Raw genomic sequence first — 23,232 nt, forward strand, 5'->3', positions numbered from 1 at the left:
CGGCGCACCAACAAAAAAGCCATAGCATGTTCGCTATGGCTTTCTTATTTCTATTTGATTACTTGGTTTGAGTATCAAGCATCACTTGCCAGTATTCACACTTGGCCAAGAACTCTTTTAAATAAAGCTCTGGGTTAGCAAGCTTCTCACCGCCTTTAACATCAGCTCCAGTCACACGCCAAAATCCACGAGTAACCAAGTTTCGATGATAAATAAAATCGTTGAGTTCATTGGCCTTCAAAGGAAGTTGCTCACCAAACGTATTTTCGTAGCGGCTCAGAGTCGAGGCTTGCTCACTTGGCTTCTCCCTTAAAAAGGTATCCAAATCCAGACCTAATGCCTGTTGCTGATCTTTTGATAGGGTTTTAACTAATTTAGAGATCACACTGAACAGAGCCAACTCAACTTTTTGAGACGCTAATAACGATGCACCTAAAAGCGCATGTTCATTGGAAATGTGTTGCTCTGTTGATGAAACGGTTGCTGTTGTCACTGTGTTAACCTCAAATAATCATAACGGGTGTTACTGAACTGGATAGAGTCTTTTCACTAAGCTGAATCTTGCAGCTAAGCAGAGTCTTTTAGCAGAACACGGTCAGCATCAATAATGGTGAAGCCTGATGCATCTTCGTTCTTTTCGACTTGCACTAAACCTTTAAAACCAATCTGCGACAGCTTCTTCGCAAGTTGATCTGGTGCTGTTTCAAAAACAACATTCATAAAAGGTAAAGACTCAGTATCAACAAAACCATGCTCGTTAAACAGTTCCATTGCTTGAGATAAATGGTCTGAGTCGGTTAATTCGATAATTTCTACAACTTCTTCCAACAACATTTTCGATTCCATATTCGCCAGAAAGTGACTGACACAAGCCGGTTCTTTTTGCTTGCATACATCCCGATGCCCTAAGACACCCCTTTAGTAGTAGGGATATCATAACATATTAATAATCGTAAAATATGTTTTATTTTTCCTAAGCTACTGGGAATACTAGAAAAGAATAGAAATTGGTGAAACATAAGCAACACCAATTCATAGTATCGATAACGGTAAACCTGATTTGAGGTGATCAGGCAACCGTTACTTGAGAATCGCCCGTTTCTACAATCGATTCTTGTAACAAGCCAGCATAAATACCATTGTGTGCCACCAGCTGTTGATGATTACCTTGCTCAACAATTTCACCCTTTTCCAACACCAAAATCGTATCTGAGTGACGAACGGTACTCAAACGGTGTGCAATCGCAATCACAGTTTTTTCCTTGAAAAGGCGCTGCATTGCTTTTTGAATCAGGTCTTCGGTGATTGAATCTACCGAACTGGTCGCCTCGTCAAGCATCATCAATTGACCACCCTGTGCAACCGCTCTAGCGAACGAGATAAGCTGCGTTTGCCCTACAGACAAGTTGGAGCCGTTCTTTTCCAAGTGGAAGTCATAACCTTGTGGCAATTGTTCAATAAACTTATCGGCATAAACATAGCGCGCCGCCTGTTCAACCTCAGTTCTAGATAGATGCGTTTTGCCCAGCGCGATATTGAATTGAATGGTCTCTTCAAATAAGTGCACGTCTTGCATCATCATTGAGAACAAATGAGCAGAGTCTTCACTTGAGATCTGTGACAGCTCTATTCCATTCAACAAAATGCTGCCTTCATAATCTTGGTAGGTTTTAGAGATCAGACGCAGAATCGTCGACTTGCCCGAACCCGTCGAACCCACAAGGGCAATTTGATGCCCTTTCTCCAATACAAACGAGACATTCTTTAGAACGTAGGGAGAGTCGTCTTTGTAGCGGAAGCTTACGTTCTTAAACTCTAGGCTCACAAACTGTTCAAGCTGTTTCTCAACCTTGTTAGATGGCAGCAGGTTACGCCCTTCCTCTTCAGTCGGCTCAACAAACAGTTCTTCAATATGGTCAAACGCTGCAAATGAACTCTGAATCGAAGCGATCTGCGAAGTAAAGTCTCGGATCGGAACAAACACTTTCTCTAAAGTATTGATGAACGCAATCAGCACACCCAAGGTGAGCGCTCCTTCTATCACTTGCTCAGAGCCATACCAGATCATAATCGCGATAGTGATTGAAGTGATGCCGGAGATAAACGAGAACAAAATCGCATCGTATTTATTGATCTTCTTCTGCGCTCTTAAAAACTCATCGGTATAGCCTTGGTAGCGTTGCTCGACTTGCTCTTCCGCTCGGTACATCTGAACGGTTTTCATGCCAAATAAGACTTCTTGTAAAAAGCCAATACCGCGAGCGAGAGAAGAACGAGTCACCTTATAGAGAGCACGAAGTCGGTTTCTCACATACACCGTCAAATACATCACTGGCGGCATAATGATCAATACAATCATCGTTAACTGCCAATCAATGAAGAACATCATCACCAACAGAGCAATGGTATTGATGCTGTCTTTAACTAGCCCTACAACCGACTGAACAAACGTCTCGCCGATGGTTTCCAAGTCACTGGTTAATCGTGAAAGCGTTACCCCAATCGGTGTGTTATCAAAATAGCTGCGTGGCAGTTTGAGCACGCGAGAAAACAATACTGAGCGCATGTCAGTTATAGTGTATTGACCAGTTTTACGCAGATTGTACGAATAGGTGGTATCCACCACATAACTAGCCACCAGCACGGCAACGAGATAGAAGACGTATTCGAGCAGACCATCCATATCCCCGTGACTCAGGTGAACATCGATCACTTGAATGATCAGCCAAGGGAACAACAAGCTCGTGATGACAGAAAGAGGAAGCATAGCGATGCCCAGAATCGCAGAGCCTTTGTATTTCTTAGCAAACTTAAAAAAGTGCTTGAGGTACTTGAGATCAACACGTTTTAACATGCTGCTGCCTCCGTTTCATTCTGCTGTAGTTGCCATGTATCGTAATAGTAATCACAGGTTTTCAATAACGTGGCGTGGTCGCCCTTCGCGATCACTTTACCTTCGTTCAACACGATGACTTCATCCATATATTCAAGGGCATTAACGCGGTGTGAAACCACAAGAACCGATTGATTTTCCAAACGTTTAAACAAACCTTCCAAGATCTTACGTTCTGTTTCATAGTCGACAGCCGATAGAACGTTATCCATGATGATCAGGTCGGTGGGTTGCAATAAAGCACGCGCAATACTTAAGCGCTGCTTCTGACCACCTGACAACATGATCCCTTTCTCACCGACTAAGGTTTGATCGCCGTGTTCAAAACGTGTCACATCACTGGCCAACTGGCTGAGCTCTAGCACTTCATCAACCTGACTCTTTGCCAAATCGGTATCTAGGCTACCAAAGCGGATATTGTCTTCGACGGTTGCTGAAAACAGGTAAGGGTCTTGAGTCACGGTTTTCACGTAACGGCGTAAGTCACTGCGTGAGAAGCTAGTGACATCTCTTTCACCAAGGAAAACAGAACCTTGTGGTACATCCAAGTGGTGGTTTAAGCAGTTCACTAATGTCGTTTTACCCGCTCCGATCCCGCCTAACACACCCACTTTCTTACCTGTTGGAATATCAAAGCTGATGTCATCGAGAATCACGCGTTCTTCACCTGAATAGCTGAAGCTGAGATTGCGAACGGAAAACGTTTTTCCCTTCAGCGATTCAACATCTAATTCAGTAAGCTTATCTTCATCTAGCTCTGGGACTTTGGCATTAAGAATGGTTTGTGCACTTTGGATACCGACCATGCCTCGCTGATAAATGGTCGCGATTCTGCCAAGTTGCATCAATGGCATAGCGAGCAAAACTGAGTAAGTCAGAAAGGCGGTAATCTCACCAAGTGTGAGTTCCTGTCTCATTAACATGTAGCCACCAAGCCCAAGAATGATGATTTTCATCAGGTCATTGGCGTAGTCGAGTACCGGCATAAAGAAGACTTGAATGCGTGTAATTTTAAGGCGGCATTCAAGCAATAACTGGTTCAGTTTTTCAGTTTCAGCTTTCACCCAAGGTGACATCTGCTGGCTCTTAATGAGATCAATCCCAGACAGGTAACTCATTAGCTGAGCAGACAGATTTTGTAGGCGCTTCATGTGCTCTAAATGCAGCGTTTTCATACGCTTGAAGCCCACACGGAAAATCACAAAAGCGATTGAGATAGGAATGATCGAATACAGTGTGAGTTCTGGCGATATGCGCCACATGTAAAGAGGCGTCAACGACAACGCAAGCAAGGCATTGAAGAACTGCAAGAAGCCGACACCAAACAGCAGTCGAATGCCACTAAGGTCATTGTTGATAATCGAGATCAGTCGACCCGAAGCAAAGCGTTCGTGAAAGCTGCTCGGTAAGCGATTCAACTTTTGTAGAAGTGTACTTTTAAGTGCGGCCTCTGTAATTCGCCCCGGATTAAGCGCATAGATACGAGACAGAATTCTCACCACCACCATGGCAACCGACATCCCGACCACAATCCAAACATAGGTTTGAAGCTGTTGGTGGCCAGTTGAAGAGGCATCATCAATCAAATCTATCGCCAATTGGATATAACGAGGGATCTCTACTTGTAACCAGTTGACGAGAAAGATGAACACAATCGCCAATAAGTACGAGGTGCGATTCATGCGCAGATAATGGGCAATAAACTGTCTTTTATTCATAGTATTCTTTGTTTAGGGCAGGCTCACAGCGAGATTTAACGATATAACCGGGCAGTTAAGCTAGATAGGTTCATCGCTGAGGTAAAGATACATCAAAAACACTTAGTTGACAATATCAACCATATTCAATAATTAGTTTCGGGTATTAAGTTTTAGCATTGCTAGAAACAACTTTGCCGCCAAAAGTGGCGGCAAATAAATAGCTTAGCAGGCTAGTATTGATAACGGCTAAAGCATCTCTTTGACAATCAAATGCAGCAAAAAGGTTTCACGTTCAATACTCATGCCCTTCTTAGGGCTCTCTGCCATGGTCTTTTCGTTATGAGCGATCGCTTCATGGATATTCATCCACACCGGTTTCATCCCGTTTTTCACTTCATAATCTTCGTAAGCCGTTTCACCAAGCTCACGATCGATCTTGCATGAGTAGCAGTAAGAAATCATGTGCATCATGTCTGCATCATCTTTGTACCAAGGACGAAACTCTTCAAAAATGCCGAACGGCTTGATGCTATGGATATTCTTCGCGCCAGTCTCTTCTTCGAGTTCACGAACCATACCTGCGATCACATCTTCCCCTTCATCCAAACCACCACCAGGAATGGTGTAGTCGTGATAACGCTCTGTATACAGCATCAGAATGTCTTCACCATCTAACACAATGGCACGGGCAGCGTTGCGCTTATAGACCGTTTTATTGTCTAGATGGTCGATATCAGGATGGATGGTTGTTTTTAGGTGTCTCATGATTCTGACTGCTCTACTGAATTTGGCGGCATCATATCATAATCATCAATAGATTCGAGGTTCACAACCGCTAACCAGAACGGATCGGACGGGGATATTCCTACGGTAACTTGAATCCACTTAGCTTGATCTAACACTCAAAAAGTCGTTAAACATGAAGAAATATCAACCTATTTCAATATCTTGACCAAATTAGGACAACCTTTTCTGAAATCTAAAATATACTAATTTCATAGAGCTTCTCATTTGGTTCTGTAGAACTTAACGCATTCGATTATAGAGTTATCACGTAGGAGATAGACATGAAGAAAATTGGTTTGATGGCTGTATGTGCCGTTGTATTAGGCGGTTGTGCAAACGACTATGCAGAATATAGCGAAGGCCAACGTGTTTCAGTCGCTAACCCAGCAGCGGTTTATTGTGTTCAACAAGACGGTGAATTAGACACGGTTACTGAAAACAATCAGCGTACAACTTACTGTGTATTCGATGACGGCGAGCGCATTGAACAGTGGGAGTACTACCGCAATAACCATGAGCAAGATTCAGAAAACCAAAGTTAATCACTGTAAAAAACACATGAGCCTTCTGGCACAATGTTATGGGCGATGATTACGTTCGAGCGGTTAAAAACATCGCTGAAGAAGGCACTGAACTTCTAGCTTTTGGCATCACGAGAAAGAAATAAACATCTATCGCCACCAGCGATGTGTGTGATCCGATTCCGGATCTAAATAACGATTCAATAAAGTCAGGTTAGTATCTAGTAGAGCTAGGTATTCCCTGACTTTTTTTACATCGGTACCCACTGAAGTCTGCTGGATACAGCGCTCCAATGCTGGGAGTAAACTCTCCACAATGTCAAAGTCAGATGAACGTCCAACGAGCTCTTTGGCAGTGATCAATGCTTCCAAAGACAGTCTTTCAGGCTCTCGTCTAACCAACTCTAAATCTCGCTTAAATGCGCCCGCACAAACACCTTCAAGATAAACTCGGTAGGTCGTCAGTACGTCCATCAACAGAAACAATTGCCCCTGAGCACTTTGATGTGGGTATGGCACCGCAACATGAGCCTCCAACCTGCGATCTATTTGCTGCTCTACCCCAAGTGCGGAACACTTCTCGATGAGAACTTTAAGCAAACCTTGCTCGCCCATGAGCGATTGAATCTCGAATATACGTTGTAAATGGTAGTCATTCGAAACGAATGTCACTTGCACACTTTGCCCGCGAGTAAACAGCCCGCTTGCAATCATCTCTGAGGCCAAGTTCTGTATGTTCTCGACAGTGTTGGTCGAGTGCTGCTCGAGCAAAATCGCCCCTAAAGAAAACGGATGTTCACGCTGCTTTTCAAGCTTTCTAAAGTACTGGTGCATCGCGTCGGCTTCAGACAGTGTTTGCCCTTTTGTTAGCCCACCACAAAATGCTACCGCAGTTTGCTGATTCGACTCTTCTACCAAAGGCTCCGCCAGATACTCAACCAAAGCATCAACTCGACTGATTCCTTCATCAGTCAATTTATTCTCATTAAGTCGCTTACCCAGCACAATAAGGAGGTGATTAATGCTCATTTTATGTTCAAGTCTCGTTTTGGGGATTAGATGGAGTGAATTATGTATACAATACTTGTTAACAAAAGTATTTTGAAATTCTTATATGTTGCTCGCAATAATGCTCACTATTGATAGCGACATCTTAGGTAATACAAGAATAAACGTGTCGCTTTACAGCAAACATAGCACGCTCTTGTATTTCATCGCTCTATGCTTGTTAGCACTAGTCGATAAAAGAGCCCTTTCAATCAATGAATACGCTCTATCGCATAACTGTTTCACCCACAGAACAGGTTCACTCAAAGAAGTGCAACTAACCAAATACAAATTTTACACAGAGTTCGTCCATCGAACCGTCTTCACAGGAAGTTACTATGCTGTCTATTTTTGATATCTACAAAATTGGGGTTGGACCATCCAGCTCCCACACAAATGGACCAATGATCGCTGGGTTTAACTTTACCCAAAAAATTGATGCTCAGCTTAAGCAAGTGAAGCGTATTCAAATCGACTTATACGGCTCGTTATCATTGACGGGTATTGGTCACCACACAGACAGAGCGACCTTGTTAGGTTTGCTAGGTAACCGCCCCGACACCATTAAAATCACCAGTGCTAACCAAGCAATGCGTAAGGCGATTGAAGATAAATCTCTATTGGTTAGCGGTAACCATGAAATTTATTTCGATGTAGAAAGCGATCTGCTCTTCCACAAAACTAACCTTCCGTTGCATGAAAATGGCATGACTATCTCTGCCTTTGACGAAAGCGGCAGCCTTCTGGATATGGAAACCTACTACTCGATTGGTGGTGGCTTTATCGCAACCGCTGATGAGCTACAAAACGGCAAACAGGAAGCAGAAACACAAGTTGAGTTCCCTTTCTCTTCCGCTGATCAGTTACTTGAACTATCCGAACAACAAGGACTGAGCCTTGGTGGCTTAATTCTGCGTAACGAAGTGTCTTTCCAAGGTATGGATGTGATTGACCAGAAAGCCGACCAAATTTGGAAGGTGATGTCTCTGTGTATGCAGCGTGGCTTTGACACGGAAGGCATTCTTGATGGCGGTCTAGAAGTCACTCGTCGAGCACCTGCTCTGCTTAAAAAGCTGGAAGCAAATGCCTCGATTGAAAACGATCCAATGGAGATCATGGATTGGATTAACCTATTTGCCTTTGCTGTAAGTGAAGAAAACGCAGCGGGCGGTCAGGTCGTGACATCACCGACCAACGGTGCGGCTGGGGTTATTCCTGCGGTATTAATGTACTACCATCGCTTCATCAAAGAGCTAGACACTAAGCAGCTTAAAGACTTCTTGGCAGTCTCTGGCGCAATCGGCATCTTATACAAAACCAACGCTTCGATTTCTGGCGCAGAGGTAGGTTGTCAGGGTGAAGTCGGCGTTTCTTCATCAATGGCCGCAGCAGGCCTAACTGCCCTACGTGGTGGTAGCAACGAACAGATTTGTATTGCAGCTGAGATCGCGATGGAACACTCACTGGGCATGACATGCGACCCAATCGGCGGACTAGTACAGGTACCATGTATCGAACGTAACGCAATGGGTGCAATGAAAGCGATCAATGCATCGCGCATGGCATTGAAACGTACCAGCAAGTGTCTTATCTCGTTAGACAAGGTTATCGAGACCATGTACCAAACAGGTAAAGACATGAACAAGAAGTACCGTGAAACTTCTCTAGGCGGCCTAGCCGTGATCCACATGGCACCACCTTGTGAATAAAAGACAGGAACACGAGTGGAGAAAGCCTCTATAGAGACAGCATTCTTGTAAACTTAGTTTTCAATATCTCAACAAAGCCAGCCACCAAGCTGGCTTTTTTATTGGCTAAAGCCCAACAGCTAATTGAAAGTGATACTCACTCAAAATAACTTACAGAATGACTACCTCTAACTTTCCCTTTATTAGTTCATTACTTAGCCACAAATGATGATGGCTAAATTTCATACCGCCATGCATCCACTTGCAAAATCTAACGTTGCAAATCTCATTCATGAGAAATATGAATGCACTCATAAGAAAAGATATATCGAGTAAAGTTCTGCTTGGGACAGATGTTTAAGTTTATGTATTACTACTAATGATATTATAATCGGGCAATTACACTACATATTAATACAAACGTGAGAATAAAATAATGTGGAATAGATTAAACAAATCAATGATGTTCTGCCAAATGATGTTCGGACTTTCGTTCTATGGCGTCATGGTGATCTTGACTCGTTTCTTCCTTGAAGATCTGAACTACAATGAAGCCGACACCATGATGGTTGTTGGTGCTTTCTCTGCAATCGGACCGCTATTTGCTATCGCAGGTGGCTTTATCGCCGACAAGTTTTTAGGCGCTTACCGATCTTTAACCATTGCCTTCCTAGGGTTCGCAAGTGGTTACGTTCTACTGGTACTTGGTGCAGCAGCAACCAATGTTCCGATGGCATTATGTGGTATTGCGTTAGCAAGTTATGCACGTGGTTTGATGTCCCCTTCTTACCCAAGTCTTTACAAACGCACGTTCAAAACTCAAGAAGATTTTGAGAACTGCTACCCAATCAACTACTCAGTAAACAATATTGGTGCTCTGTTAGGCCAATACCTGTTCCCAATGCTAGTACTTGTTGTTGGTTTCCACGGTGGTTTCCTTCTTTCAGCGGTTCTAGCCGGTGCTGCGCTTCTGATGATGATCTTTGTTCGCAAAGGCCTTGTTGAAGCAAGTGCTGAAATCGACCAAAAACCAGTAAGCACTAAAAACTGGGCAGCGTTCCTTGGTCTTTCTGCAGCAATGATCGGCTTGGTATTCTTCATGTTCTCTAACATGGATATTGGCCAAAACATCGTGTACGCAATCGGTGGTGCAGCGATCATCTACTTTGTCTCTTTGATGATGAAATCGAAGAAATCAGACATGCTAAAAATGGGGACTATCTTAATCATCACATTCCTGACGACATGTTTCTTCGTGTACTACGGTCAGATGATGACTTCGATGACAATGGTAGCGATCAACACAATGCGTGGCGATCTATTTGGTTTCATCCCTGTCGCACCTGAAGCTTCAATGGCAATGAACCCACTATGGTGTATGGTTGCTGGCCCTATCATCGCGGGTATCTTCTCTAACCTAGAAAAGAAAAACATTAACTTCTCAACTGCAACCAAAGTCGGTTTCTCTTTCATCCTTACGGCTATCGCTTTCGGTATCCTTACGATGGCAGTAACGACAGTTGGTGACGATATTCTGATCCGCCCAGAAGTCTTCCTAGCGATTCACTTCTTCCTAGCATTCGGTGAAGTGATTGTAGGTTCAATGGTTGTAGCCTTCATCCTGTCTGTTGCACCTAAGCACATTGAAAACTTCTCAGTAAGCTTGTTCTCTGTTGCTATCGCACTATCAGGCATTGTTGGCGCGGTATTCTCAACGTCTATTGCACTAGAGAAAGGTCAAGAGATCACACAAGAGATCGTGCAAACGGTTTACGGTGATTACTTCCAAATGCTGACTGTTCTTGCCGTCGTGATGGTAGGTATCGCAATGGCAGCATCGTTCATTATTCGTAAGATGCTAGAAGCTGCGAAAGCCGCTGAAGAAACGATTGAACTAGAGCAAGCAAACAGCTAATTCTGTTCGCTGAGTCAAACCAATCCTAAGAGCCCTTTAGTTTTCTAAAGGGCTCTTTTTTGTAGGATCCGTTTCTCAATAGGATCTGTCGTATAAGTTAGGTAGTACATGTGTAAATCAAAGTAAATGATAACTATTAGTATTGAGTGTTTTTTAGTTCAGGATTATGATGTGGAAATCCAAATCTAAGAGAGCCTTATATGAGCAAGCCTAGCCCTATCACATTAACCGTTACTCAAACCTCAACAATTACTCCAAACATGCAGCGCATAACGCTTAGCGGTGAGGGATTAAGTAAATACCCAACAGAATGTGCCGGCGGCTACATCAAGCTTTTATTCTCGCCACTTGGCACGACTGATTTAAGCCAGCTAAACGAAGGTGAGCGCCCAACCATGCGTACCTACACCATTCGTCAGTACAATCCTGTAGAGCAGTGGATTGAAGTCGATTTCGTTCGTCACATCACTAAAGATTTGCAGTGTGGCTTTGCTGCAAGGTGGGCAATGAACGCGAAAGTGGGTGACACTATTTCAGTGGCTGGTCCTGGTTTAATTCAGGGGCTTAACCTAGAGTCAGACTGGTTCTTCTTAGTTGCAGACATGACGTCCCTACCTGCGCTTTCTGCAAAAGTAAAAACGCTCCCAGAAACAGCAACTGGTCACGCTATCATTCAGATCAACTCAGCAGCAGATAAGCAGGTACTTGAGACTCCTCAAGGTATCAAAGTAACCTGGTTGATTGAAGATGAAACCTCAGAGTCACTTTCACAAACCGTGCGCAACACAGAATGGTTAGAAGGTCAGGTTTCAATATGGACAGCGTGTGAATTTGAAAGCATGCGTGAGCTAAGACAATACTTCCGCAACGAAAAAGAAGTCGCGAAAGAGAACATCTACATCAGCAGCTACTGGAAACGTGGTGTCACTGAAGATGGCCACAAAGTGTTGAAACAGCAAGATGCTCAAGATTTAGCGGGGTAAGTCTTTTACTACCTACAGCTTCTTACTAGATAAAGAGAAAACGCCCTTAACGAAGTTTGTTTCGCTAAGGGCGTTTTTTCATTTAACTTAATAGAGATACCTATTCACAAATCCCCAATCACTCAGGCGATCTTTTAAGTCAATGAGATAACTAAGCCAGCAATAATTAGAGATACGCCTACACCGCGAGTCGCGTGCCACTTTTCCTTTAAAAAGTAGATCCCCATCACTACGCCGAAAATGATACTCACTTGCCTAAGAGCAACAACCAAGCTGACATTTTCAGTCATGGTCATCGCAAACAGCACTAAGCCATAGGTCGAAGCCATCATAATGCCTGCAAGCGTGGCTTTCTTTCGCAGTATCCAAGCATTAGTAAACTCGATTCTTTGGTTGGTTACGAATAACCAAACACTCAACGGAATCACAATTGCCCAGAACTGGATACCTAGGTAGAAAATCGCGGTGTGCTTGTTAGTTATAACTGGTGTGCTCAAAGGATCGAGTAACAGAAGCGCTTCTTTATCAATGATGGAATAGCCCGTGGTACCAATGGCCGCGATTAACGCCCACAGTACGCCAAGGTTGAGATACGCTTTTAACCTAAGATCTGAAAACTTCTTAAGTGGTACAAACAAACAACCCAAGGTAATCAAGGTGAAGCCAAACCATTGATTAGGTGACAGCTCATAGCCTATCAACACCGTGCCTAAACCCACCATCAACACGGGCAGCGCTCGTGCCATCGGGTAAATCACCCCAATATCGGCCTGCTTGTAGGCTACACCTAAGCCGATTAAATAGATGATTTGGCAAATACCACTTAAAAGAAGTAGCTTCCAGAATAAAAGCGTGATATTCACAAAGCCGACACTGTAAATGAACCAAATCAAATAGGGAGTCAATATCGCAGCAGCGGCAAAGCCAGAGGCTAAGAAGAAAGACGAGCCTGATCCTTGATTCGATTTACCTAGAACGTTCCAACCCGCGTGAAGCAAAGCCGAAATAGTCACGATGACGATGGCAGAGAATTCCATTTCATTCCTAAATTATAGATGAATTAGCACAACGGCTGACAACAGGTGATAAAAAGGCCTCCGAATAAGAGACCTTTGAACTTTTCAATTGGGCAATCCTGCATAATTGCAGATATGCTAACGTTCTAACGTATGACTAGCGCTCTAGCTGCGCGATTGACTCAATACTGATCGCGTCATGACGCCAATACTCAATATCACAGTCAATCAGATCGCCGTTTTGATTGTAGTTAACACGCTCAACAACCATTGCAGGTGAGCCAGAAGTCGCACGCAGGGCTTGCGCTGTCTCGCCAAGTAAAGACGTTGTGCTCACTCGGTAACGGATCTTCTGATACACCACACCAAAGTGTTCGCGGTAGATGTCCGTCAACGATTTAGACAAGTCATAATCAAGCAAGTTAGGGAACAACTCTGGTCGAATGTAGTTGGTCACATACACAACCGGCCTATCTTCAAGATAACGAACTCTGTCTACTCGATAAACGTCCGAGAAAGGTTGTAACTCAAGAAGCCGAGTCGCCTCCTTGGTTGCTAACATTCCTTTCGCCGCCACCAACTCTGTTTTCGGCTTACGATTCTGCGATAGAGCCATATTGGTGAAGTTCAGCGTTTGTGTTGGATCGTAACGAAGCGGCTCGGGAGAGATAAACCAACCACGTCGGTCTTCTCGATAAATGCGCCCTTCCGCTTCAAGTGAAGACAAGGCTTCGCGTAAGGTAACTCGAGTCGTATCAAACGATTCAGCCAGCTTACGTTCCGCAGGCAGCTTCTGTCGTGGTGTTAACATCCCCGACTCTATCTGCTCTACGATGACATCTTTGATTTTTACGTACTGCACTTCATTTCCTTTCATTCTTGTTCTTGTCGTCAGCCACTCCTTGGCCAACTGCAATATAAGTGGTTCGCTAGCGTTTACGCCAAGCTTGGGTGCGCTTATCGAATAACTTGTTGATTAGCATATGAATCAACTTCGCACTCGCTGCAGATATCATGATCATCACCGCCATCGCTGCTGCTGCACCGGTTTGACCTGCATCGTCCATATTCAGTACTGATACTGACGCTGGAATCGTATTGGTAGAATACAAGAATACTACCGCAGATGTCGTGGTAAGTGCATTAATAAACAGGTATGTCGCAATATCTAAAATCGCCGGCAGACAAACAGGTACCGTCACCTTAAAGAACAGCTTGTATTGCGGTAAGTTTACCGAAGCCGCTGTTGCTTCAATTTCGGAAGGCAGTTGTTTCAATGCCGTTAACGCCGTCATGTGCCCTACCGTGTAGTAGTGAACCACGGTATTAATCACCAAGAACGCCATCGTGCCATACAAGAAGTTAAGTGGGTTACTCAAATCATTGAAGTAGAAGATATAACCCAAACCCAGCACCATACCCGGAACGGCCATCGGAACAACGCTGAGCATTTGCATCGCTTGACGAACAGGACCGAAGGCGCGACCTTTCTCAATGCAGTATGCACCTAAGAAAATCAGAACAGTACCAATAACCGCAGTCCAAGCACCAAGCGTTAAGGAGTTGAAGAATGGCGCCCAACCATAAGTACTCATTTCTGCGAAGTTGTAGTTGTTTAGCGTCAGCGCTTTGTTCCAAGGCCAGAAGGTGACCATCGAACCGTATATCGCCATGCCCAACACAATAACCACAGCAGCAGAGATGATGGTGCAATAAAGGAAACATAAGCCATCACGTAGTGAACTAGGTTCAGGTTGGTACGCGACAGAACGAGTATCAAACAAGCTCTTTTGTTTCTTTTGAACCCAGCGGTCAACGGTAAACGCAAGCAACGCAGGCAATAGCAGTAAGATACTGGTTACCGCACCCATAGAGAAGTTCTGTTGACCAACCACCTGCTTAAAGATGTCAGTCGATAACACGTTGTAGCTACCACCGATCACCTTTGGCACACCAAAGTCACAAACCACCAGCGTAAACACAACGATCAGGGTGCTGATCAAGCCGTATTTTGCCGCAGGTAACGTCACCATGAAAAAGGTTTTTAACGATGAAGTATTGAGTGCACGTGCTGCCTCATAAAGGCGAGCGTCAGAGGTTCTTAATGAGGTGGTCAGAATCATCAAGGCGTGTGGAAACGTCCAGAATATCAAGCCCAGTGAGATACCAATCAAGCCATAAACCGAGTTGCCACCTAAGACTTCTTTAGCGATACCTTGGTTACCAAATAGGAAGATAAGACTGATTGCAGGAAGCAGTGACGGAGCAAGAATAGGCGCAGAACCCAGCACTTGAAAAAGCCCCTTAAAAGGCATGCATGAACGAGTTAGCGCATAGGCATAACCAAACGCCAAGACGCCCACGACAACTGTCACTAGCAACCCAAGCGTGAAGGTATTGCCTACCGACTGCCATAAGCTTTGAGACGCAAAATACGTTGCGAAATTCTCTAAGCCTACAAATTCGCCATCTGCGTTCTGAACACTCTTTTTCAACATCGCCCACAGTGGCATCAGGATAAACAACGTCATGACCACAGACAAAAAGGCCAACAGCCCAAACAGAATTACGTTGTCTTTGCTTAACCGAGCCAGAAAAGGTTGTACTCGTCGTTGAATTAGCAGCTTAGATTGCATCATTTGAGTCGATTCCATGATTGTTTACGCCGCCTCGTCTTTCATCACTTGCAGGCTTTTCGATGGGTAAGCTCTAAGGCCTTCTTGATCAAACGCCACGTAACGAATATCACTGCGACGCAGCTTCAATCGGTTGAACTCTTTGACGGGTACATCAACGATGATCTCTTTCGCCGTTGAGTCATGTTGCAATTGGCACTCAATACGATAAAACGCCCCTAAGAATTCGCTTGATACGATTCTCACTGGCAAGGATTCACTAAAACGATCAACAAACTGGATTTGCTCTGGACGAACGGCAATATCGAAAACATCACCCAGATTTGGCGTGAGATTATCTAAGCCAGGTAACGGCAGCATTGACTCAGCAATGCGCATCTTGCCTTGAGCCGCAACAGAAGCTTGAATAAAGTTCATGCTGCCAACAAACTCAGCTACAAAACGGCTGACGGGTTTTTGATAGATTTCTTGTGGAGCACCCACTTGCTCGATAACACCATGATTCATCACCACAATGCGGTCTGCCATCGTTAACGCTTCATCTTGGTCGTGCGTCACCATAATAGTAGTGATACCCAGCTTACGTTGCAGTTGGCAGATCTCATCACGTAGGTGTGTTCTTACCTTTGCGTCCAACGCAGAAAGCGGTTCATCGAGTAGCAACAAGCCTGGAGACAAGGCTAATGCGCGAGCCAGAGCAACACGCTGCTGCTGTCCACCAGATAGCTGATTTGGAAATTTCTGACCAGACGTTGGTAAGCCAATGGTCTCTAACCAAGACTCAACCGTCTCAAGGGCTTCTTTGGTCGACATGCCTTGGTTTTTCAGACCAATCGCAATGTTTTCTTCCACAGTGAGATTTGGAAACAAAGCGTAAGATTGGAACACGATGCCAAAGTCGCGCTTTTCTGGTGGCAAGAAGGTCGTATCATTACCGTTCTGCTCAATAGAACCTGACGTTGGTAAGTCTAGGCCTGCAATCGCACGTAATAAGGTGGTTTTTCCACAGCCAGATGGGCCAAGGAAGCAGACGAACTCGCCTTTATCTATCGATAGGGAGATGTCTTTTAACGCTGTAAATTGGCCAAATTGCTTTACAACGTTTTCAATATTCAAATAAGTTTGGTTGCTCATACTACAGCACTCTCTATATGGTATATACCAAATTTATACTGAGAATATTGCAGTTGAGTGACAAATTTATAGAAGCTAAATGACAGTTATATTGCAGATATAATAAGCATTAAAAATTGCTATTTGTTCAACATTGAAAGTTAGTTCAACGTTGAAAGCCCTCAGTGACTTGCCCATAAATCACTGAGAGCCTCAATGTAAACTTCTAATTTAAACGCTAGATTAATCTATGATTCAACCTTGTCGGCTTTGCCCGCCGCACCTGCGAGTTTGGATAACTGTTTATCTAGCCACAATGGCGTGCTACCCGAATCTTCCGCGTTCTCTTTTCTTCGTACCGCATCACGCACTATCATCGCACCTACCCAACGGAATGGCTCTGGCGGGAAGTGTCCTAATGGGCCTTTAGTTAAACCGCTTCGCGTCCAAGCATTGTCGATATCGAGTACCATTGCTGACAAAATCTTCCCGCCCATACGGGTTTGAGCAACGCCATTTCCAGAGTAACCAAGCCCATAATAGATGTTGCTTTGGCCTTTTAGATTACCGAAAAATGGCAATCCGGTGACCGAACGATCTGAGCCGCCAGACCAATTGTAATCGAATTCACTTTGTTCCAATTTAGGGAACAGTTTTTGAAACGATTGATAGAGAATCGGCAGGTAGTTGGTCGTTTGGTTAAACATGCTTTCAACTTGATTGGCAAACGAGAACTTATTACCGCCTTTGCCCAACATGAGTCGTCCGTCCTGGGTATCTCGGTAATAGTGGACAAAGATACGCGAATCTACCACCGCTGCCCCTTTCTCTGGACCAAACTGCTTGAGCTTTTCAGGAATGGGTTTGGTCACCACCATATCTGAAGAGACAACCACAATGCTGCGCTTAAACTCTTTGAAGTGATCGAGCATCCACGCATTGAGTGCCAAAATCACTTTATCCGCACATACTGACCCGCCTTTGGTTTGAATTCGAGCTGGGGAGCCATAGTCGAGTGATGTCATCTCTGTGTTTTCGTGAATCTCGACACCCAGTTCGAGAGCGACTCGGCGCAAACCTCTAGCCAATAACGCAGGCTGCACACTGCCCGCGGCTTCTGAGTAATAACCTTCAATATGACGCTCCGATCCCGCTTTCTCAGCCAAAGACTTATCACACTTCTTCCAACTATTTATGCCTTGCTTGACCAACTCATTCACAACAGGTTCCATTCCACCCTTTTGCGCTTCATTGGTCGCCGTGTAGTAAGTACCGCTTCGATATAGATGCGCGTCAATCTTGTGTTCGTTACAAAAGGTTTCGATCTCGTATATAACCTTTTCCGATTCCTTAACCAACCATTTCGCTTGTTCTTTTCCGTAGAGCTTTTTCAGCGTCGGATACTTAGTTGACCACGTCAGCATGCAACCGCCGTTCGCACCAGAAGCACCGCTACCACATAGGCTTTTTTCAATCACGACAACATGTTTTTCGGGTTGCTGTTGTTTGATTAAAATCGCCGTCCATAAACCCGTATAGCCACCGCCAACAATGGCGATATCACAGTTGACGTCTTTTTGGAGCGGCTTAGCCGAATCTAACTCCGCATTGATGTTGCCAAACTCTTGTTCCAACGCTTGCTTGAACCAATATGAGTAGTGCTTTGTCATTTGTTGTACCTTACTTAAAACCTAAAGGCGTAAAACTAAAAAAGGAAGACCGAAGCCTTCCTTTACTGATTCCTAACTTCTAATGAGCTGCATATCTATTGGACTACGTGTCTAATAAGCCATATATCTAATAAACCATGTGTCTAATAAGCTCGGTAGATAATTAACCAAGGAGCTCATGAGCTAAAAAGCTCAGTAGATTAAGATTTTGGCTCTGATTTAGCGTCAAACTTCTCAGACCATGTTTTAAGAACGTCTGCACGTTCACTGCCCATGCGAGCGAAGTCCATTTTTGCCATGTTCTTTTCTACATTAGGGAAGTTCTCTGCTTTGCCTGTCACATCTTGGTGACCAACAACTGGGTACATTTCGATGTAAAGCTCATTTGCCGCTTTAGAAATAGACCAATCGATAACACGTTGTGCTGCATCAGAAGGCTTAACAAGGCCTACCGCTTCAGATTCCCAGCCGATGCCTTCAGGTGTAATCACTGAAAGTGGAGCGCCTTGAGTTTTCAGCTTAGCGCCACGGCTCGCCATAGAAATACCGATAGCGACTTCACCCATGCCCGCTTGAACACATGGCTTAGAACCTGAATGCGTGTAGTGAGCAATATTTTGGTCTAGCTTCTGCATGTAGTTCCAACCTTGGTCTTCACCCATGTTTTGTAACCAAGCCGAAACCTGCATGTAGCCCGTACCAGAAGATGCTGGGTTTGGCATCGCAATGTGGCCTTTGTAGATAGGCTTGGTTAGGTCATCCCAAGATTTAGGTGCTGGTAGGTTAAGTTGTTTCGCTACCGCTTCGTTGAAACAAACCGCATTGAAGAATGCATCGTTGCCATACCAAGCTTGAGTAGATTGCGGATCGTTGAGGTTTGAGCGCAGCGCTTCTACACCTTGAGGTGTGTAAGGCTTAAGAATGCCCTCCTCCTTAAGTAGAGCCATTGAAGAACCCGCAAGGCCCCACACCACTTCTGCACGAGGGTTGTTTTTCTCAGCCAATAATTTTGCCGTCATGATTCCTGTTGAATCACGAACCCATTTGATGTTGATGTCTGGGTTTTCGCTTTCAAAAGCATTTTTGTACTTCGCTAAGATGTCAGTTTCAAAAGCGGTATAAACCGTCACTTCCTGTGCCGCATAAGCGTTACCAGCTAATAGTGTGACTAATGCTGCAAGTGATCCTTTCATAAAACGGTTTTTCATCATTTTCTCCAGTCAGGCCCGATGCCAAGGTTAGAAGCTAGAAGCCCCACCAAGAGGCTTCTATGTCCATAAATTCATTTAGGTTGTTAGTACACGCCTTTGAATTGGTATGTACCAGATGACGAGTATTAACCTAATCGACTTTTATGACGGTTAAATGAACAAAAAATGGCAATTTAAAGATCGGAAAATTTCTCAACACAAGTGACAAATTTGAATATGAAGCTTTTGTGAAAATAGCGTTTGGGCTATTTACGACCGTTTAAATTGGTTGTTAAAGTAACCGCAAATATTGGTATAGTCCAGATTGCAAATCACGAGAATTGAACATGAGAAACGAATACCTACTACTGACACCGGGTCCTCTATCTACTTCTGAAACCGTTCGCCAAGCGATGCTAAAAGATTGGTGTACTTGGGATGATGAATACAACAAAGACGTTGTTGAAGTGATTCGTAGCAAACTAGTGACTTTGGCGACTAAGCAAACGGGTTATACGAGCGTACTAATGCAAGGTAGCGGCACCGCTTCAGTTGAAGCAACAATCGGTAGCGTTATCTCAAAAAGCGGCAAGCTTCTTGTTGTTGACAACGGTGCGTATGGTGCTCGTATTGCTCAAATCTCAGAATACTTAAACATTCCATGCCATGTCGTTTCCCCAGGTGAAACATCACAGCCTGACTTGAACGAAATGGAGACGGCATTGGCTATGGATTCAGACATTACTCACGTTGCGATTGTGCACTGTGAGACCACTACGGGTATGTTGAATCCAATCGAAGACATCGCCAAATTGGCAAAGCAGCACAACAAAACCGTCATTTTAGATGCGATGTCGAGCTTTGGTGGCATCCCTATGGATATTGCTGACTTAGGTATCGATTACATGATCAGCTCGGCAAACAAGTGTATTCAAGGTGTACCTGGATTCGGCTTTGTTATTGCGAAGCAATCGGAACTGGAAAAATGCAAAGGCCAAGCTCGCTCATTAAGCCTTGACCTGTTTGACCAGTGGCACTGCATGGAAAGCAACCATGGTAAATGGCGCTTCACCTCTCCGACTCATACAGTGCGCGCTTTCTACCAAGCTCTACTTGAATTGGAACAAGAAGGCGGCATCGAAGCTCGTCATAGTCGCTACCAAACCAACCAAACCACATTGGTTGCAGGTATGCGTTCTCTTGGTTTTGAACCACTGCTTAATGATGACCTTCATTCACCTATCATCACCTCTTTCTATTCTCCAACTCATAGCGATTACCAATTCAAGGAATTCTATGACCGTTTGAAAGAGCAAGGGTTTGTGATTTACCCGGGCAAGGTTTCAAACGCAGACTGCTTCCGAATCGGTAACATTGGTGAAGTGTATCCGTCAGACATTGAAGCTCTCATTAGCGCAGTGAAAAACGCTATGTACTGGGACATCAAATAATGACGACGACCAATCCAGAGCCAGTTCTAAAGGCCACACACTTTCGAAGCGAAGGCGATGTGAACACCACGCCAGCACGCGAAAAATGGAACGAGTCGCTAAACGATGATGCGACTCAAGTAATGTTAAAGCGTGATGCTGACGTGTTTCTTCATCAAGCCATGTCAACGCCTTGCCTAGACACACTTGAAGCAGCCGAAGGCATCTACATTCAAGATGCGACGGGCAAGAAGTACATGGACTTTCACGGCAATAATGTTCACCAGCTAGGTTATGGTCACCCACACATCATCAATAAAGTGACTCAGCAAATGGCGTCATTGCCGTTTTCACCGCGTCGCTTTACCAATGAGACGGCCGTTCAGTGTGCTGAGAAACTCACACAGATCTGCGGTGGTGATTTGAATCGCGTGTTGTTTGCTCCCGGTGGCACATCAGTGATCGGCATGGCGCTAAAACTTGCTCGACATGTCACCAACAATTTCAAAGTAGTGTCTTTGTGGGACTCATTCCATGGCGCGTCACTCGATGCAATTTCAGTAGGTGGCGAAGCGTGTTTCCGCGAAGGCATGGGGCCATTAATGGCTGGCGTAGAGCGCATTCCACCAGCGGTCTCTTATCGTGGTGCTTTCCCGCTTAATGACTCTTTATCGCTTCGCGGGCAAAACTCCGGCGATGCGAACGAGACCACATGTGATGTGCGTTATGCGGATTACCTAGAGTACGTGATTGAAAAAGAAGGCGGTATTGGAGCCTTCATTGCAGAAGCGGTTCGTAACACAGACGTTCAAGTGCCAAGTAAGGCTTATTGGAAGCGCATTCGTGAGATCTGTGACAAACACAACGTCATATTGATCATTGACGACATCCCAAATGGCATGGGTCGTAGCGGCGAATGGTTTACACACCAAGCGTTTGATATCGAACCTGACATTCTTTGTATCGGTAAAGGTTTTGGCGGAGGCTTAGTACCAATCGCAGCCATGATCACTAAAGACAAATACAACACGGCAGCGCAAGTATCTCTTGGTCACTACACCCACGAAAAAAACCCAATCGGTTGCGCGGCAGCACTCGCCACCATGGAAGTAATTGAACAAGAAAACCTACTTGAAAAAGTACAAGCGGACAGCGCATTCGTGCGTGAACAGCTGCTTCAAATGAAAGAGAAGTACCCAGTCATTGGTGACGTTCGCGGCATCGGTCTACTCTGGGGGGTGGAATTGGTCACCGATCATATCACCAAAACCCGAGCTTTCGATGAAGCGGAAGCAGTACTTTACCAATGTTTAAACGATGGCCTGAGCTTTAAGGTGTCACAAGGTAATGTGATTCAGTTGAGCCCACCATTGATCATCAGCCGCAGCGAACTACAAGTCGCTCTGTCTGTATTCGAAAAAGCGATAGCAAAAATCTGCAAAGACTTTGAATACCTTTAAAAGCATGCCTTGAAGCAATAATTTCAAGTAACCAATAACCTAAAACAATCATTCATCTCCCAGAACAACCTGAGTTGGGAGAGAACAGAAATAGGACACGACTATGAATACAACATCACCTATCCAAGCGGTTATCTTTGACTGGGCCGGCACTATCGTTGATTTTGGGTCATTTGCTCCAACCAGTATTTTCGTTGAAGCATTCAGACAAGGTTTCGACTTTGATATCGATTTAGCAGAAGCGCGTGAACCTATGGGGATCGGCAAATGGGACCACATCCAAGCAGTGGGTCGAATTCCTGCTGTTGACGCTCGTTGGAAAGCTCAGTTCGGACGCTCAATGACAAGTGAAGACGTTGACGCGATCTACGCGGCATTCATGCCTCTTCAAAAAGCGAAAGTAGCCGATCACGCAGCACCTATTTTGAATGCGATAGAAGTGGTCAATAACCTAAAAGAGAAGAACGTGAAGATCGGATCTTGTTCAGGTTACCCACGTGAAGTGATGGATGTGCTAATCCCTGCTGCTGCAGATTACGGTTACCGACCAGATAACGTGGTAGCGACCGATGACTTACCTCAAGGTGGTCGCCCTGCTCCATTTATGGCACTGAAAAACGTAATCGACCTAGGTGTAACTAGCGTTGCTGCGTGTGTAAAAGTAGACGACGCAGCACCGGGGATCGATGAAGGTCACAACGCAGGGATGTGGACAGTTGGACTTGTATTATCGGGGAACGAAGCAGGCTTAACGTATCAAGAATATTTAGATGCAGACGAGACAACACTTGCGGCTGCACGTGAAAAAACAAGCGTTAAGCTAAACAAATCAAATCCGCACTACCTGATCGATACCATTGCAGACCTACCAGGCGTCATTGCAGATATTGAACAGCGTTTACTGGCAGGAGAGCGCCCATAAGCAAAAGCGAGATGTTCACGTGATATAAAGTACGTGAAAAACATCTCTAATCGCTTTAATTCAAACCCCTACCCAATCATGTATTCATTCGAGTTATACATATTGGGTGGGGATTTTTGCTTTATAAGCATGATAAAGCGCAAGTTTTTTACTTATTACCCGTAGGGCCACTGGTAAATAGACGAGGTTAGGCTATAGCTTAGATATAAGCATTCCAACAAATGATAAAATCAACAATTAAAACATCTTAAATATATAATAT

General features: G+C 44.5%; 19 protein-coding genes. 7 read left to right on the forward strand and 12 right to left on the reverse strand.

Translation table 11 applies throughout. The features are described from left to right. Positions 1-58 precede the first annotated feature (58 nt). The 5 genes from AB4507_RS14340 to AB4507_RS14360 all read right to left on the reverse strand — a co-directional run bounded on the left by AB4507_RS14340 (position 59) and on the right by AB4507_RS14360 (position 5,358). Complete coding sequence (locus AB4507_RS14340; RefSeq protein WP_372104262.1) at positions 59-493, reverse strand: hypothetical protein; 435 nt, start codon at positions 491-493, stop codon at positions 59-61. A gap of 74 nt (positions 494-567) precedes the next feature. Continuing rightward, complete coding sequence (locus tag AB4507_RS14345; protein ID WP_017067627.1) at positions 568-834, reverse strand: hypothetical protein; 267 nt, start codon at positions 832-834, stop codon at positions 568-570. Positions 835-1,069: 235 nt separating this feature from the next. Then, entirely contained in the window at positions 1,070-2,854 is a 1,785-nt protein-coding gene (locus AB4507_RS14350; RefSeq protein WP_372098273.1) for an ABC transporter ATP-binding protein, read from the reverse strand. Beyond that, positions 2,848-4,611 carry an ABC transporter ATP-binding protein gene (locus AB4507_RS14355; protein ID WP_017059523.1) on the reverse strand — a complete coding sequence of 588 codons (1,764 nt, stop codon included), beginning with the start codon at positions 4,609-4,611 and terminating at the stop codon, positions 2,848-2,850. The genes AB4507_RS14350 and AB4507_RS14355 overlap by 7 nt, the downstream gene beginning before the upstream one ends. A gap of 228 nt (positions 4,612-4,839) precedes the next feature. Continuing rightward, positions 4,840-5,358 (reverse strand): NUDIX hydrolase, encoded by a 519-nt coding sequence (locus AB4507_RS14360; RefSeq protein ID WP_372182859.1) that lies wholly within the window; start codon positions 5,356-5,358, stop codon positions 4,840-4,842. 302 nt (positions 5,359-5,660) lie between these two features. Between AB4507_RS14360 and AB4507_RS14365 the strand changes: the two genes are divergently transcribed. Next, positions 5,661-5,921, forward strand: coding sequence for a DUF333 domain-containing protein (locus tag AB4507_RS14365; RefSeq protein WP_017059521.1), 261 nt, complete (start codon positions 5,661-5,663; stop codon positions 5,919-5,921). A 129-nt stretch (positions 5,922-6,050) separates the two neighbouring features. On the opposite strand, the gene AB4507_RS14370 is transcribed toward AB4507_RS14365, so the two are convergent. Then, positions 6,051-6,929, reverse strand: a complete 879-nt coding sequence (locus tag AB4507_RS14370) for a YdcF family protein (RefSeq protein WP_017064809.1) — start codon at positions 6,927-6,929, stop codon at positions 6,051-6,053. A 356-nt stretch (positions 6,930-7,285) separates the two neighbouring features. Between AB4507_RS14370 and AB4507_RS14375 the strand changes: the two genes are divergently transcribed. The 3 genes from AB4507_RS14375 to AB4507_RS14385 all read left to right on the forward strand — a co-directional run bounded on the left by AB4507_RS14375 (position 7,286) and on the right by AB4507_RS14385 (position 11,533). After that, entirely contained in the window at positions 7,286-8,656 is a 1,371-nt protein-coding gene (locus AB4507_RS14375; RefSeq protein ID WP_017068616.1) for an L-serine ammonia-lyase, read from the forward strand. Positions 8,657-9,071: 415 nt separating this feature from the next. Next, entirely contained in the window at positions 9,072-10,550 is a 1,479-nt protein-coding gene (locus AB4507_RS14380) for a peptide MFS transporter (RefSeq protein WP_080582209.1), read from the forward strand. A gap of 200 nt (positions 10,551-10,750) precedes the next feature. Continuing rightward, positions 10,751-11,533 (forward strand): siderophore-interacting protein, encoded by a 783-nt coding sequence (locus AB4507_RS14385; RefSeq protein WP_102332033.1) that lies wholly within the window; start codon positions 10,751-10,753, stop codon positions 11,531-11,533. Positions 11,534-11,667: 134 nt separating this feature from the next. Here the strand turns inward: AB4507_RS14385 and AB4507_RS14390 are convergent, their stop codons facing one another. The 6 genes from AB4507_RS14390 to AB4507_RS14415 all read right to left on the reverse strand — a co-directional run bounded on the left by AB4507_RS14390 (position 11,668) and on the right by AB4507_RS14415 (position 19,179). Beyond that, positions 11,668-12,570, reverse strand: coding sequence for a multidrug transporter (locus AB4507_RS14390; RefSeq protein ID WP_372182860.1), 903 nt, complete (start codon positions 12,568-12,570; stop codon positions 11,668-11,670). Positions 12,571-12,706: 136 nt separating this feature from the next. Next, positions 12,707-13,411 (reverse strand): phosphonate utilization transcriptional regulator PhnR, encoded by a 705-nt coding sequence (gene phnR / locus AB4507_RS14395; protein WP_048609092.1) that lies wholly within the window; start codon positions 13,409-13,411, stop codon positions 12,707-12,709. 67 nt (positions 13,412-13,478) lie between these two features. Further along, complete coding sequence (locus AB4507_RS14400; RefSeq protein ID WP_372182865.1) at positions 13,479-15,188, reverse strand: putative 2-aminoethylphosphonate ABC transporter permease subunit; 1,710 nt, start codon at positions 15,186-15,188, stop codon at positions 13,479-13,481. Positions 15,189-15,209: 21 nt separating this feature from the next. Beyond that, on the reverse strand, positions 15,210-16,319 hold the full coding sequence (locus tag AB4507_RS14405; protein ID WP_372182861.1) for a putative 2-aminoethylphosphonate ABC transporter ATP-binding protein: 1,110 nt from the start codon (positions 16,317-16,319) through the stop codon (positions 15,210-15,212). A gap of 227 nt (positions 16,320-16,546) precedes the next feature. Next, a complete protein-coding gene (locus AB4507_RS14410; RefSeq protein WP_372182862.1) occupies positions 16,547-17,968 on the reverse strand; it encodes an FAD-dependent oxidoreductase in 1,422 nt (473 codons plus the stop codon). A gap of 200 nt (positions 17,969-18,168) precedes the next feature. Beyond that, positions 18,169-19,179: a putative 2-aminoethylphosphonate ABC transporter substrate-binding protein gene (locus AB4507_RS14415; protein ID WP_108193676.1), complete on the reverse strand. Its 1,011-nt coding sequence runs from the start codon at positions 19,177-19,179 to the stop codon at positions 18,169-18,171. 326 nt (positions 19,180-19,505) lie between these two features. Here AB4507_RS14415 and phnW point away from each other — a divergent pair, with 326 nt between their 5' ends. From phnW to phnX, 3 genes are all read left to right on the forward strand, one after another. Then, positions 19,506-20,609: a 2-aminoethylphosphonate--pyruvate transaminase gene (phnW, locus tag AB4507_RS14420; protein WP_372182863.1), complete on the forward strand. Its 1,104-nt coding sequence runs from the start codon at positions 19,506-19,508 to the stop codon at positions 20,607-20,609. Then, complete coding sequence (locus AB4507_RS14425; RefSeq protein WP_102491934.1) at positions 20,609-22,048, forward strand: aspartate aminotransferase family protein; 1,440 nt, start codon at positions 20,609-20,611, stop codon at positions 22,046-22,048. Before phnW ends, AB4507_RS14425 begins: the two co-directional genes overlap by 1 nt. A gap of 103 nt (positions 22,049-22,151) precedes the next feature. Then, the gene (phnX, locus tag AB4507_RS14430) at positions 22,152-22,970 is read left to right on the forward strand and encodes a phosphonoacetaldehyde hydrolase (RefSeq protein ID WP_372182864.1); all 819 of its coding nucleotides are present in this window, start codon (positions 22,152-22,154) and stop codon (positions 22,968-22,970) included. The last annotated feature ends 262 nt before the right edge of the window (positions 22,971-23,232 follow it).

The organism is Vibrio sp. 10N.222.54.A3 (assembly GCF_041474095.1).
GTDB lineage: Bacteria > Pseudomonadota > Gammaproteobacteria > Enterobacterales > Vibrionaceae > Vibrio > Vibrio crassostreae_C.

Coding starts and splice junctions, on each gene's coding strand:
- AB4507_RS14400 (WP_372182865.1), bottom strand. CDS start 15,188: ATGATGCAATCTAAGCTGCTAATTCAACGACGAGTACAACCTTTTCTG.
- AB4507_RS14375 (WP_017068616.1), top strand. CDS start 7,286: ATGCTGTCTATTTTTGATATCTACAAAATTGGGGTTGGACCATCCAGC.
- AB4507_RS14410 (WP_372182862.1), bottom strand. CDS start 17,968: ATGACAAAGCACTACTCATATTGGTTCAAGCAAGCGTTGGAACAAGAG.
- AB4507_RS14425 (WP_102491934.1), top strand. CDS start 20,609: ATGACGACGACCAATCCAGAGCCAGTTCTAAAGGCCACACACTTTCGA.
- AB4507_RS14385 (WP_102332033.1), top strand. CDS start 10,751: ATGAGCAAGCCTAGCCCTATCACATTAACCGTTACTCAAACCTCAACA.
- phnX (WP_372182864.1), top strand. CDS start 22,152: ATGAATACAACATCACCTATCCAAGCGGTTATCTTTGACTGGGCCGGC.
- phnW (WP_372182863.1), top strand. CDS start 19,506: ATGAGAAACGAATACCTACTACTGACACCGGGTCCTCTATCTACTTCT.
- AB4507_RS14355 (WP_017059523.1), bottom strand. CDS start 4,611: ATGAATAAAAGACAGTTTATTGCCCATTATCTGCGCATGAATCGCACC.
- AB4507_RS14415 (WP_108193676.1), bottom strand. CDS start 19,179: ATGATGAAAAACCGTTTTATGAAAGGATCACTTGCAGCATTAGTCACA.
- AB4507_RS14390 (WP_372182860.1), bottom strand. CDS start 12,570: ATGGAATTCTCTGCCATCGTCATCGTGACTATTTCGGCTTTGCTTCAC.
- AB4507_RS14370 (WP_017064809.1), bottom strand. CDS start 6,929: ATGAGCATTAATCACCTCCTTATTGTGCTGGGTAAGCGACTTAATGAG.
- AB4507_RS14365 (WP_017059521.1), top strand. CDS start 5,661: ATGAAGAAAATTGGTTTGATGGCTGTATGTGCCGTTGTATTAGGCGGT.
- AB4507_RS14405 (WP_372182861.1), bottom strand. CDS start 16,319: ATGAGCAACCAAACTTATTTGAATATTGAAAACGTTGTAAAGCAATTT.
- AB4507_RS14360 (WP_372182859.1), bottom strand. CDS start 5,358: ATGAGACACCTAAAAACAACCATCCATCCTGATATCGACCATCTAGAC.
- AB4507_RS14380 (WP_080582209.1), top strand. CDS start 9,072: ATGTGGAATAGATTAAACAAATCAATGATGTTCTGCCAAATGATGTTC.
- AB4507_RS14350 (WP_372098273.1), bottom strand. CDS start 2,854: ATGTTAAAACGTGTTGATCTCAAGTACCTCAAGCACTTTTTTAAGTTT.
- AB4507_RS14345 (WP_017067627.1), bottom strand. CDS start 834: ATGTTGTTGGAAGAAGTTGTAGAAATTATCGAATTAACCGACTCAGAC.